This is a genomic window from Rhizobium sp. LARHSG275 (genome assembly GCF_052871115.1).
In genome coordinates, this window is record NZ_JBIXJN010000012.1 from 225,230 (window position 1) to 238,257 (window position 13,028).

Here is a 13,028-nt window from a genome sequence, read left to right on the forward strand (position 1 = left end):
CAAGAAAATGGTTGCTTCTTGCAATAAATTTTTTTTTGCGTAATCTGTTTGCCGAAGTGCCCGATAACGCCGTTGGAGGATGGCAGCGGGCAATTGGGACAAGGAGGATTAGCATGCAGGTCAATCGCCGTTCATTTCTGATGGGTTCAGCCGGTGCGGCCGCCGGCCTCGCTCTCGGCGCCGGAAGCGCCATTCCGGCCTTTGCCGAAGGCGCGCAACTGCGCGCCATGTGGTGGGGATCCAACGACCGCGCCAAGCGCACGCTCGATGTTGCCAAGCTCTATCAGTCGAAAACGCCTGGCGTCACTATCGTCGGTGAATCGCTTTCGGGCGACGGCTATTGGACGAAGCTGGCAACGCAGATGGCTGGCCGCTCGATCGCCGACATCTTCCAACTCGAGCCGGGAACGATTTCAGACTATTCGAAGCGCGGCGCCTGCCTGCCGCTCGATGAATTCGTCCCCTCCACCCTGGACGTTCAGTCCTTCGGTGCCGATATGCTGAAACTGACCACCATTGACGGTAAGCTCTATGGTGTTGGCCTCGGCCTCAACTCCTTCTCGATGTTCTTCGACACAGTCGAATTCGAAAAGGCAGGCATCCCGTTGCCGACGCCCGACCTCACCTGGGATGAGTACGCCAAGCTCGCCGTCGAACTCGCCAAGTCTTCCGGCAAGGGCGGCGGCCCCTATGCGGCGCGCTACGCCTATGTGTTCGATGCCTGGCTGCGCCAGCGCGGCAAAAGCCTCTTTGCGAGAGAAAGTGTTGGGCTGGGCTTCACGGCCGACGATGCCAGGGAATGGTTCGACTACTGGGAGAAACTGCGCAAGGCGGGCGGCACTGTTGCTGCCGACGTGCAGACGCTCGATCAGAACACGATCGACACCAATTGCCTTGGTCTCGGCAAATCGGTGATCGGCATGGCCTATTCCAACCAGATGATCGGCTATCAGCTGATCATCAAGAACAAGCTCGGCATCACCATGCTGCCGCGTGAAAAGAAGGGCGGTCCATCCGGCCATTATTACCGTCCGGCACTGATCTGGAGTGTGGGCGCCACGACCAAGCAGGGCGAAGCTGCCGCGAAGTTCATCAGCTTCTTTGTCAACGATCCCGAAGCCGGCAAGATTCTGGGTGTCGAACGCGGCGTGCCAATGTCGCCTGCCGTACGCGAAGCCATCCTGCCGCAACTCAACCCGACGGAGCAGGAAACGGTCAAATACGTGAACCTGCTCAAGGATCAGGTCGGCGAGTATCCGCCGCCGGTACCGATGGGAGCAACCCAATTCGACCAGCGCGTGCTGCGCCCGATTTGCGACGAACTCGCCTTCGAACGGATTTCGCCCGCCGATGCGGCGACCCGGCTCATCGAAGAGGGTAAGGCAACGATCAAGGGATGATCGGTCGCCCGACATGAGGAGAGGCCCGCAACACCCCGGCGGGCCTCTTCGTATTTCAGGCCTCTGTTTTCCGGACTATCAGTTGCTGCCCAGGTTTTCGACCACGCGCCAATCCGGCCGGCCGAGATCGAACGGCCATGCTTGCACATCCCGGTCGTTGAAATAGACGACTTCCTGCAGATTCGGGAAGGCGCTCTGCTTCAACGTGGCAGTTTCGATCCACGGCCTGATATAGGCGTCGCCGCCTTCATAGCCGAGCTCCGCCACCCAGATCGGCTTTCCGTAGCCGGCGACGAGATCATAGCCCTGCTTCAGCGCTTCCGAGAACGTCCGGTGCTCCTTGTAGGCAAGCTCGTCGTAGCGCTGCAGGCCGAAGACCGAGAGCCCGACGAGATCGACATAATCGTCGCCGGGATAGTAGGCCTGAAGGCCAGGTTCTCCCTTCGGCGACCACATGAGCTCTGTGCCGGGCGCCTCCTTGCGGACGATGTCCATCATCCGCTTGTAGGCCGTGATATAGTCTTGCGGGCTCCAGCCGGACCAGGAGAACCGCCCTGACTTGTCCTCCATCTCCTGTCCCCAGCGGACAATCACCGGGCTTTTCAGCTCGGATATCATATGGGCGATCGAACGCATGTTGACATCGTAGTCACCGCGCAGGACCTTGGCGCGAAGTTGAGCGGAGCTTAGCCGCCAGTCGACGTCCCAGGACCACGGCTCCACAGTGATCAGCAGGTTGCGGCCTCTCGCCAGCGCATAGGCATCGGCGACCCGCAAGGTTTCCAGGTCGACGTCCTCCCACGGCAGGAACAGGGCTTCGGTCGCGACATTCGTCTGCGCGCCGAAATCGCCGTGCGGATCGTAGGCCCCGAACTTGATGCCGCCGGCATGAACGACGGGGCGCTTGTCGATGATCGTCTGCACGGCCGCCGCCGGATTTGGCGCAATGCCCGCATATTGCACTTCGCTTCGGCCCGGCAGTTCCGCGACACACAACAACAGCAACGCGATCGCGGTGGTCGAGAGGTTGTTTTTCATTAGCTTCTTCATGGCTTCACCCTCCTTTTCGGGCTATTTCCTGGCTCAGCAGAACCTGCTTCAGTTCGCGCGCCTTCGCGCTCACCGTATCCAAGGGAACGAGCTTGCGGAACTCGTCATCCGGAAGCACCGATGCATGGCGGAAGACGTACCAATTGCCGTCCGGCTGGCGCCGCTGATAGATCGTGTTGCCGATCTTGCGGTGACCGAAACAGGTGCTGGCGCGGGCCGCACCCTCGGCATTCGTCCAGGTGGCACGCATGCAGAGCTGGCCGAGATCGTCGACCACCCATCTGCCTTCGGCGAAGGACGGCTTCCCCTTGTCATTGCTCCAGGCAACGAACCGCCGCCCATTGTCGAAGAAACGGCCGCCGCCGGTGTTCCAGGTCCAGGTCTTGTCGCCGTAGATACGATAGAGCTCATAGGCGCTGACCGGCGTTGGCGCCTTCGTTTTGGCGACCTCTGCGCCGTATGCTGCCACTGGCAGGCACAGGCTCAAAGCGAGCGCCGCTCCGTATAATTTCGATCCGATACTCATTACATCCTCCTAATCGATACTTGCCGGTTCCGCCGGCTCAGACACCTTGTTCGTCCCGTCCCGTGCTTCCGAACCCATTCCATCTGAGGCGGAACTTCACGATCCTGGTCTTGCCGCCGCCGAGGCCGGCGCCGGCCACGGCAAATTGCGTTTCGGTGAAACTGACGAACGCCTGGCCGTGCGAAAGAGCTTCGAGGCCGCGCAGGCCGTGGCTCCCCGCCTGCGTGCCGCCGGCGACGAAAATCGCAAGCCCGGTGGCTGTCGCAAGCCACAGCCCGCGCGATTGCGGCAGCAGCGGCAGATCGTTTTCGACTGCATGGCGAACGACGATCAGCACCGTCAGCGACAGGTAGACCGAGAGGTTCATCATGGCGAAAACATAAAAACCCTGGGCGGCCGCGGCATCGGTCGCAAACATCATTGCGACGGCGGAAAGACCGGCGAGCCCGATATAGGGCGCGATGACGCGCAGCGGCAAAAACCGCTGCTGCTGCCTTCCCTTCGGAGTGATGCGGAAATCGACGAAAGAGCCACAGATATAGTCGCGAAGCGCGGCGAGGCTGCCGGCAAGCGACCATGGCCAGCGCAGGAAGATGAAGGCAAGCCCTTCCCAGCCGAACAGTTTCGCATCGTTCGGCCTGAAGGTTGCCGTGGCCCGCCAGAAGAAGGCAAACAGCGTCAGCACGACCGATATCGGCCCAAAATGCAGTAGGAAATCCGGATAGGTCACATTGACGAAGACCTGGCCCGTCATCAAGGCGGCAACCGGCAGCAGGAACATCACGGCCATGAAGGCGGAGAAGAGCGGATACCACAACTGCGAGAACACGAACTGAAATCTCAGTCGCCAGGGCAGGTGCATGATGTAGCGGCGGGAATGTTGCAGCAGAATGGTGACCAGGCTGCGCGACCACTGGAATTCCTGGACGACGAGATCAGTGAAGTTTGCTGGTCCGTCGCCATGGGCGATCGCATCGACGGCGTGCACGCCGCGCCAGCCGCCGGCATTCATCATCAGCGTCGTCGAATGGTCTTCGGCAAGTTCGGGGCCGAGGCCGCCGATCTGGCGAAGGGCTGATGTGCGGACCGCATAATGGGAACCGATGCATAGGGGCGCCCAGCCATTGTTGTAACCGATCTGCAGCGAACCGTGCAGGCTTGCCTCGGCATAGAGCCTGCCGCGCGCCGCCCAGCTTGCGCCGGCATTGGCATCGCAGATGCTGGGAGCGGAGACATAACCGATGCCGGGATCGGCAAAGGGGCGCAGGACTTCACGGAGGTAGGTCGGCGTCGGCACATGGTCGGCATCGAACTGGGCGACGAAATCATAGCGTGCATAGCCGAAATGGTCGTAGAAATAGGCGAGGTTGCCTTCCTTGCAACGCGTCCGACGCGGCCACGCGGTGCGATGATACTCCGCCACACCCTTTCGGGTGGAGATCAGCACGCCGTGCTCCGCACACCAGCGCGTGGTTTCGTCCGAAGGGTCCTCGTCGGCCAGCCAGACATCGAAATCGACGCCGATCTGGTCGAGCATCGCCTGAAGCGTAGCGCGAACGACGGCAAAGGGCTCGGACGGCGCCTTGGTGACGACCATCGCCACCCGCCCTTCCGGCAGCCCTGCCCGAGCGCTGACCGTTCTCGCGTCGAGGAAGATCAGGATAAAATAGGCCGGTACCAGCGTGATCCAAGCAAGCACGAGGGTAATCAGCACGAAGGCCGCCCAGGAAATAATATGGGCGGACTGGCACCACCAGATCCAGAAATAACCGAGTGCTGCCAGCCAGCAGAGGATGCCGAAGGCATAGGCGACGCGGTTCCAGCCGGTGAAAACAGGATCGAATGCATCAGCTGTGGCGGCCTCCGCCGTCCTGGCGCTGTGACCGACTTGCAGTGTGTCACTCATGCCCTCATCTCCAGTCCGAAGGTGGGGCCGGCGGTGCGGATGATCGTATCGATATCCGACAAGACCGGCGCGAAACCGAGTTCCGCTTTCGCCCTTGCGGCATTGGCAAAGAGGATCGGCGGATCGCCGGAACGGCGGGCGCGATAATTCACGGGGACTTCACGACCGCTCGCGCGACGGATCGCCTCGAGAATCTCCCGTACCGAAGTGCCCCGGCCGGAGCCGAGATTGACGCTGAGCGAGCCGCCGCCCGCCATCAGATGATTGACGGCGGCGAGATGCGCCTGGGCGAGATCGCTGACATGAACATAATCGCGAACACAGGTTCCATCCTCGGTCGCATAATCGGTGCCGAAGATATCGAGCCGCTCCAGCCTGCCGGCAGCGGCAAGAAGGGCGCGAGGGATGAGATGGGTCTCGGGATGATGACGCTCGGCAAGCTCGCCATCTGGATCGGCGCCGGCCGCATTGAAATAGCGCAGCGCGGCAAAGCGGATACCGTAGGCGGCGGCGAAATCCTCAAGCACCATCTCGAAGATCAGCTTGGTGCGCCCATAGGGATTGACCGGGTGCTGCGGGCTTTCCTCCCGAATCGGCAGCGAGGCGGGAACGCCATAGGTGGCGCAGCTGCTCGAAAAAACGATCCGCTCGATGTCCTGATCGAGGCAGACCTCGAGCAGCGTCAGGCTGCCGACCACATTGTTCCGGTAGTATTTCCTGGGCATGTCGACGGATTCGCCGACATAGGCATTGGCACCACAATGGATGACGCAATCGGGCGAAAACTCTGCAAGGGTCCGGCGCAGCGTGGCAGCGTCGGCAAGCTCTGCCCGGATGAGCGGGCCCCAGCGGACGCTGTCGGCATGTCCCGTCGAGAGATTGTCGTAGGTGACGGGGATCATGCCGGCGCGCGACAACGCTTTGCAGATATGACTGCCTATGAAACCGGCGCCGCCGGTAACGAGAATGTAGCGGGGCATCTCATACGACCTCCGCCTTCTCTGTGCCGGCCAGCAGTCCGTCGAAATATTCGACGGTGCGAGCCAGGCCGGCTTCCAGCCCGATGCGGGGCTTCCAGCCAAGATCGGCCATGGCCCGGGAAATATCAGGCCGCCGCTGACGAGGGTCGTCGGTGACCGCAGGCAGGTGAACTATCCGGGAACGCGAGTTCGTCAAGTCTCGAATGATTTCCGCCAGACGCCGAACGGTCATTTCGGCTGGGTTGCCGAGGTTGATCGGACCGTTGCAGGCGCTGCCGGCAGCCGAAAAACGCAGGAAACCCTCAACGAGGTCGTCGACGTAGCAGAAAGAACGGGTCTGCTGACCATCGCCATAGATCGTCAGGTCGGCGTTGCGCAGGGCCTGAACGATAAAATTGGAAACCACCCGCCCGTCGTCCAGGCGCATGCGCGGTCCGTAGGTATTGAAGATGCGGCCGACCTTGATGTCGACACCGTAAGTCCTGTGGTAATCGAAGAACAGCGTTTCGGCGCTGCGTTTGCCTTCGTCGTAACAGCCGCGCGGCCCGATCGGGTTGACATTGCCGCAATAGGATTCGTGCTGCGGGCTCTGGGTCGGATCGCCATAGACCTCTGAGGTCGACGACTGGACGACGATCGCACCGGTCTTTCGCGCGCAATCAAGGGTATTGACGGCGCCGAGCACGTTGGTGAGCAGCGTTCCCACAGGATCCCGCTGATAATCGGGCGGAGAGGCGGGGGAGGCGAAATTGAAGATGAGCGACGCGTCGATATCGAAGGGCTGCCTAACATCGTGCTCGACGATGCGGAAGCGGATGTTCGCTGCAAGGTGAGCGACATTCGCACGGCGGCCGGTCGAGAAATTGTCGAGGCATGTAACGCTGTGGCCGCGCTGCAGGAGCCTTTCGCAGAGATGTGAACCGAGGAAGCCGCCCCCGCCATTTACAAGAACGGTGCGTCGTCCTTGGAGCACCGGTATGTCTGACACTTTAGAAGTGCCTTCGTTGGGAACGAAACTACGCATTACCAACTCCTTCCCAGGTATTTAGTCTTTTGTTTTATTTACGCACTGCATGCCTCTGTACCCGCTCTGGATATTCATAAAACTGAGCGTCCATACACGAATAACTTTGTAGTTACTCTTCGGATACCGAATTATTAGTAAAATAGTACAACGAATGTTAGCGGGGTCAACATGAAAAGATTTAGATATCCGAAATAATTACGAAAGTATACTTAAAAGTAACAAATGATTAATCACTTCAATGTTTTACCACCAATACGCCTCTCATACGCCTCTCAAGCTTCACTCAATGCCGCTAATATACGAGGGAAGTCGGGAGATCGGCGGAGCTCAACGGCACGGCCGGTCTTGCATCCGGAAGTGCCATATGCGAGGGGTTTGGGCTATGTTGAAGAAACAAGATGCAGCGCAGCTGAAAGGCTGGTGTCTTCGTTTGGCGATGTTCGTCGGGGGAACGACGCTTATGGCGATCGGACAAACGGCTTGCACGCTCGTTGATGACGATATCGCTGTCGTCGCGAAGAAGAATCTCGTCGTGGCCGAGGCTCCGCGTTTCTCGAAGGCCTACGCCTATCCGGAAAATCACGCCGAGCGCCCGGCCGGAGTAACGGCCCGCGCTGTCGCCTATCACGGCTCAGCGCCTTATATCTGCTCTCCAAGCGGCTTCGGACAGAAGTCGCGCTGCTTTGCGCGTCCTTCTATCTGAAACAATAGCATTATATCAATTGCGCCACCGGCCGGACATGTCGTCTTCTCCGGCTGGATGCTCATTGAAGAAGCGGGATGCCGCTTCCGTGCGGTTCCGCACGTTCATCTTCTTGTAGATGTTGCGGACGTGAACCTTCACGGTGTTTTCGGAAAGATGCAGCTTGTCGGCGATGATCTTGTTCTGCGTCCCCTTGCAGATGAGATCCAGGATCTGAACCTCCCGGGTGGTCAAAGCAGAGATGCTGTCGCGTCTCAGCTTGAGCGCATTGTTGCGGGCCGCATCGACCGATTTTGCCTGATAGAGCGAAGGTTCCAGCTGGGCGTTCTTGTTGTTGAGACGGTTGAGAAGTGCTGACGGAAAATGTTCGCCGCCCTTCATCAGTAAATCCACAGCGGCCATGAAGACGTCGAGCCGGAGATTAAGCGGCAGGACACCATCGATGATCCTTGCCTCCACCAGCCGGCTGACGTAGGGCTCGAGCATGTCGATCGCTTCGACAACAAGCCCGATCGAGGTTTCAGGGTGGTTTTCGCGCGCAGCCTGCAACGCCTCATGAAGCTCGGGGCCGGGTATATGATAGAATAAAACAAGCTTAATCTCGCTGGTATCTTTTTCCAGCATTGGCTTGGTGCTCGTTATGCTTGCTACTTCACAATTCGGAAATTTCTTTGCCAGTGCTTCTACCATGCACTCCGAAAATAAATCCGCCTTTGCCACTACTAGTATAGTATCTCCAGACGTACTCAACTTCCTCCCCTGGTCAGTATTCTCCATTCCAGAGCCTGTCATGAACATATACGCCTCCCCTAGCGTTACACTTTACTCAAACGTGGAGCGATGGCGGGTATTAGATAGTATGAAATGTCGATCCCGGATGTCATCGCCTTATTTTTTAGACATTTCTTAATTATGTTAATACGGATTGAGAAGGAAGGAAATGGCCCAAAGTGATTAGTTTTAGCGGACGAAAAACCATATAATACAAAGCTTTGGTTGCATTTTCACTTGGTAGATACTTGAAGGTTATATTTGCTCTGACTATAGACGATCAGCTTAATGTAATATTTCAGTACAATTTGTCATACTTTCGTCATGCAGCGTGGCCGAGGCAAGCTGACAGGATCCTTGACTGCCAAGGCCTCACTGAGCCAGCGGGGCCCGATCCTACACCGATCCAGATGCGGCTTGGCGACACGCAGCTTGCCCTGCAATATCAGCGAGCTGTAGAGACTGTCCGCCGGGTCGGCGAGATCGGGGCAAACGGCTGGCGGAAGGGGCCGTCTTTGCCGCAAATCCGGGACCTGCATTCGGAGGATCCAGCCACGCTCGATTATGCCGGCGGTGCTGCGCTCAAACGGCTGCGCTCGATCGCCGAGCCCGCCGCTGGCAAGACCGATGTCGTGGCGGCGACCATGGCTTTGCTGGAACCGGGGACGGCGCTCGGCGAGCGACGCCGACCGCGTCTGCATTGACGCGGTATTGCCATGTGCGGAAATGCGTTCGAGACGCGCAGTCGCCATGGACTTTGATTTCGAGCTGCGATCGTTGCTAAAACAAGCGCGAGCCTATTTTGCAACGCCTCAGTGAGAACTCATGCAGATGAATGCAGACGGCGCCGAAAGAGAACGGCTTCTCGCCATTCTCGATTTCTGGCACAAAATCGAGTTCTTCATTCCTTACGATCTCTCCAGTCGTATTGCCTCCAGTGAAGGCCGAAGCGTTTTTTGGCTGCATGCGAAAACGCTCGAGGATGACGGCGCCGCACTCAGCCGCCCAGCGATACCCGAAGAGAAGCAGATTACGGGCTTCACCCTGTTCCTCGGCGTTTTCAGCAAATCCGAAATTGCCGATATCCGCAGGCACTTCGATAGCATTGCGGCCGATAGCAACGAGTATGAGGATGCCGAACGCGGCGATCTCGATGGCGATACCTGCTTTGCCAGCCTGCAGCTCTCCCCCTTTGGACAGCCGTTGTTCGAAACATTTTCCGTTTCCACGCTTCCCTGGGCTCTGGGGCGGGTGCGGAAATCCGGCCTCTCCTCACTCAGCCACGAGGCATTTGCCGACGGCAAGAGGCAGCTTTCGGAATTGCTTCAAAACTTTCGGGCACAACGGCATCTGAGATCTTCGTCCGCCGAGGATCCCGACGGTCAGCCGATCGATGCAGCCGAAATCCTGACGCTGCATGAATTGCTCTGCGATTGGGCCGGCTTTGCCTCGAAACAAGAGAAACCCATCGCTGCTGTCGAAATACGCTACCGAGATAGGGTGGTGAAACCTGAAATCATCTCCTTGCCGCCACCGCAGGAGAGCAATGCGCTCGATGCCGGCGACGAGGAGGAGGAGAGTGCAAACGTTGAAGAAGACATCGGGATCCTGAACAGTTTCTTCATCGAGGATATCGAACGGGCGATGACGTGCGTCAAACACGGCGATATCCCCGAGCCGCTCAGGCAATATCTCACGCCGCCTGCGCAAGAGAAGCGGATCGACCTCTACTCGGAGGATGGACGCCGGGCGATCGTTCAAGCCCTGCATCCAGGAAATCTCAACCGCGGACGCTGGCTCAGCGAACCTCACCAGGCGATGAGCCTCATGCAGCAGTTCGCGATCAATTCGGCCATCGGCGACCTTTCGGAAACGGGACTGTTCTCGGTCAACGGCCCACCAGGGACGGGAAAGACGACCCTGCTTCGCGACATGTTCGCGGATAATATCGTTCGGCGCGCCCGCGTCCTGGCCTCCTTGAAGACGGCGCGCGATGCCTTCGACGGCTCGCCGCGCCGAGCCATCTTCACGGACCGAAGCACCGCCTCGATATCGGCGCTGATCCCGGCTATTTCGGGATTCGAAATGGTCGTCGCTTCGTCCAACAACGCCGCAGTGGAGAATATCTCGCGCGACCTTCCCAAACGAAGTTCGATTGGGAAGACATCTTCATTCCAATATCTGCAGCGGTCGCGCACAAGATCGCTTGCCAGAAGGACAATGGAGCTGCCGTCAAGCTCTCCGACGGCGACCGCCCATGGGGGTTGATCGCCTGTGCGCTCGGCAACGCCCGGAACCGTCGAGCCTTCAAGGAACGTTTCGCCTTCATGGAGATCGCCGAAAGGCCAAAACCTGGCTGGTCCGGCGCCGATAAGCCACAGACCATCTGGGAATGGCTAAAAGGCTACGAGGGACCAACCTTCGCCGAGGCAGCGGCGGCATTTCATGCCGCCGATGAGGTGGTTCGCGACAAGATCGGCCAGTATGCGCGCTATGCCGATCTCTGTGATGAAATCGCGCTGGTTTCGCAAGATGTATTCTGCCGCGAGGCGCTTGAAGGGGTCAGGGCGGCCGCGACCGAACTTCGGCGCGCACAAGATCGCTGCGACATGGTCGCGGCCGAAATGCTCGGTATCAGGGAAGGATTGTCTCATCTGAAGGAGGAGGAACAGCTGCTAGAGCGCAGCGCTCCTGCGTGGTGGGAGAAAGTGCTGCCGGCCAATCCTGCCCGGCAGCATCGGCAAGATGTCGTTGCCAACGCGCGCAAGCAGCTGGAACTGCGCAAGGCCCTGGCGGAATGCGAGCGTCGTCTTGCGAAAGTCCATGGACCTGCGCTGAAGCGAGCGTTGCGGGGACATCAACGGGCCGAGCGGGCGCTAGGATCGCAACGGGAAATCTGGTCTAGGAAGAGAGAGGAATTCGATCGTCTCGGGACGATTCTCGATCATCCCACCGTACCCAGGCATCTCTCCGATCTCGAGGCCGACCGTTTCCAGATTGATGGTCTGTGGCATCGAGACGAGTTGGCAGGTCTGCGTTCTGCATTGCTGGAAGCGGCTTTGACGCTGCATGAAGCGTGGCTGGCGGAGGTCGGCAGGAAGAGCGGAGGTTTTGGGGGAAATATCGTCGCCATCAGCAAACTACTTTCCAACAACAGTCCCGTCGATGGCGAGCACATTGCCTTGATCTGGCAGAGCCTTTTCATGATCGTTCCGATCGTGTCGACGACGTTTGCGTCCTTTGCCCGGCAGTTCCGCGGTCTCGAAGCCGGCTCGATCGGCTGGGTTTTCATCGATGAAGCCGGTCAGGCGGTGCCGCAGGCGGCGGTCGGGGCCTTGTTGCGGGCGCGCCGTGTCATGGTGATCGGCGATCCCCAGCAAATCGAGCCGGTCTTCACGCTACCCAGCGCGCTGATCACCGCCACCTCGGCTCTCTCGCCCCACACCGCCGCAGGACAATATTCGCCGAACAGGGCGTCGGTGCAGATGCTGGCGGATGCCGCCAATCGCTATGGAACGACCGTTCCGGGCGAGGAGGCGGACGGGCTCTGGATCGGCAGCCCTCTCAGGGTGCATCGGCGCTGCATCGATCCGATGTTCGGCCTTGCCAACCAGATCGCCTATCAGAACAAGATGGTCTTCGGACTGCAGGAGCGCCGGCCCGCCGGCGATGCTCCACCGTTTTATGGCGACAGTGCTTGGGTCGACGTCAAGGGAAGGGTAGCCGGCAAACAGGCCGTTCCAGAACAGACGGACTTCATCGTCGATCTCCTCACCGCCACCTATCGCCGGGACGGCGTATTGCCTGATCTCTATATCATTTCGCCGTTCAAGGAGGTCAAGAACAGTCTGAAGCAGGCTCTGGCCCATGCAGCCTGGGTCGATTGGAACGGAAATACGCGCTCGCCTCCACCGAAACTGTCGATGTGGCTGCGGGATCGGATAGGCACGGTGCATACCTTCCAGGGCAAGGAAGAAGACATCGTTTTCATGGTGCTCGGCGCCGATGCCGACCATAGCGGAGCGGCCAGTTGGGCCGCCTCGAAGCCGAACCTCTTGAACGTTGCCCTCACGCGCGCCAAACGCCGATTCTATATCGTCGGCGATCGCAGCCTCTGGGAAGGCCTGCCTTATTTCCGGGAGACAGCGAGCGCCCTGGAGACAATTCAGGCAGCCGAATTCCTGGCCCGGGATGAATTGAACTGAAGCATCGGATCCAATTGCTGCCCGGCGGATGCCTGCCTCGACCCACCGGTAAGCAAAAACGCAAAAGGCCCGCAGGAGGCGGGCTTTTGCGTATGTGTATTTGGGATTTGGTTGCGGGGGCAGGATTTGAACCTGCGGCCTTCAGGTTATGAGCCTGACGAGCTACCGGGCTGCTCCACCCCGCGCCATGATGAGCTGTCTGGGGCAAGCCCGGACTTTTTGTTTGCCGGTCCTCGAAGGCTTTGCCTTCTGCGGTTCCGGCGGGGGCTGCTCCACCCCGCGTTATTATATTACAGCAGAAAGGGCCGCTTGGGCGACCCTTTTTGTTCGGCATGGGCCGTTTGTTTTGTTTAGAGAAGATTGTTTTATCAAAGTTGCGTTTTGCAGACCTGGCAGCGACCTACTCTCCCGCGTCTTAAGACGAAGTACCATGGGCGCAGGGGCGTTTCACGGCCGTGTT

The 13,028-nt window shown here is 59.1% G+C and carries 9 protein-coding genes, 1 tRNA gene and 1 pseudogene; 4 read left to right on the plus strand and 7 right to left on the minus strand.

The annotated features are described in order from the left end of the window. The first annotated feature begins 113 nt into the window (after positions 1-113). Positions 114-1,400 (plus strand): ABC transporter substrate-binding protein, encoded by a 1,287-nt coding sequence (locus ACIPSK_RS18405; RefSeq protein ID WP_017966408.1) that lies wholly within the window; start codon positions 114-116, stop codon positions 1,398-1,400. Between the two features lie 78 nt (positions 1,401-1,478). Here ACIPSK_RS18405 and ACIPSK_RS18410 read toward each other — a convergent pair whose 3' ends face one another. Genes ACIPSK_RS18410 through ACIPSK_RS18430 form a run of 5 tightly spaced genes read right to left on the minus strand, consistent with a single transcriptional unit; the run spans position 1,479 to position 6,886 of the window. Beyond that, on the minus strand, positions 1,479-2,450 hold the full coding sequence (locus ACIPSK_RS18410) for a glycoside hydrolase family 26 protein (protein ID WP_017966407.1): 972 nt from the start codon (positions 2,448-2,450) through the stop codon (positions 1,479-1,481). Between the two features lie 4 nt (positions 2,451-2,454). Then, entirely contained in the window at positions 2,455-2,976 is a 522-nt protein-coding gene (locus ACIPSK_RS18415; RefSeq protein WP_017966406.1) for a DUF995 domain-containing protein, read from the minus strand. Between the two features lie 37 nt (positions 2,977-3,013). Next, positions 3,014-4,882 carry a glycosyltransferase family 2 protein gene (locus tag ACIPSK_RS18420; RefSeq protein WP_017966405.1) on the minus strand — a complete coding sequence of 623 codons (1,869 nt, stop codon included), beginning with the start codon at positions 4,880-4,882 and terminating at the stop codon, positions 3,014-3,016. After that, positions 4,879-5,862, minus strand: a complete 984-nt coding sequence (galE, locus tag ACIPSK_RS18425; RefSeq protein WP_017966404.1) for a UDP-glucose 4-epimerase GalE — start codon at positions 5,860-5,862, stop codon at positions 4,879-4,881. The genes ACIPSK_RS18420 and galE overlap by 4 nt, the downstream gene beginning before the upstream one ends. A 1-nt stretch (position 5,863) precedes the next feature. Continuing rightward, a complete protein-coding gene (locus tag ACIPSK_RS18430; protein ID WP_017966403.1) occupies positions 5,864-6,886 on the minus strand; it encodes a UDP-glucuronic acid decarboxylase family protein in 1,023 nt (340 codons plus the stop codon). Positions 6,887-7,271: 385 nt separating this feature from the next. Between ACIPSK_RS18430 and ACIPSK_RS18435 the strand changes: the two genes are divergently transcribed. Then, positions 7,272-7,592 (plus strand): hypothetical protein, encoded by a 321-nt coding sequence (locus tag ACIPSK_RS18435; RefSeq protein ID WP_017966402.1) that lies wholly within the window; start codon positions 7,272-7,274, stop codon positions 7,590-7,592. 15 nt (positions 7,593-7,607) lie between these two features. Here ACIPSK_RS18435 and ACIPSK_RS18440 read toward each other — a convergent pair whose 3' ends face one another. Continuing rightward, positions 7,608-8,390 carry a helix-turn-helix transcriptional regulator gene (locus ACIPSK_RS18440; protein WP_017966401.1) on the minus strand — a complete coding sequence of 261 codons (783 nt, stop codon included), beginning with the start codon at positions 8,388-8,390 and terminating at the stop codon, positions 7,608-7,610. A gap of 488 nt (positions 8,391-8,878) precedes the next feature. Here ACIPSK_RS18440 and ACIPSK_RS18445 point away from each other — a divergent pair, with 488 nt between their 5' ends. Both ACIPSK_RS18445 and ACIPSK_RS18450 read left to right on the plus strand, forming a co-directional pair. Then, entirely contained in the window at positions 8,879-9,067 is a 189-nt protein-coding gene (locus ACIPSK_RS18445) for a hypothetical protein (RefSeq protein WP_162115616.1), read from the plus strand. Between the two features lie 121 nt (positions 9,068-9,188). Further along, positions 9,189-12,568: pseudogene (locus ACIPSK_RS18450) on the plus strand (DEAD/DEAH box helicase). Between the two features lie 108 nt (positions 12,569-12,676). Here ACIPSK_RS18450 and ACIPSK_RS18455 read toward each other — a convergent pair. Beyond that, a tRNA-Met gene (locus ACIPSK_RS18455) sits at positions 12,677-12,753 on the minus strand. Between the last annotated feature and the right edge of the window lie 275 nt (positions 12,754-13,028).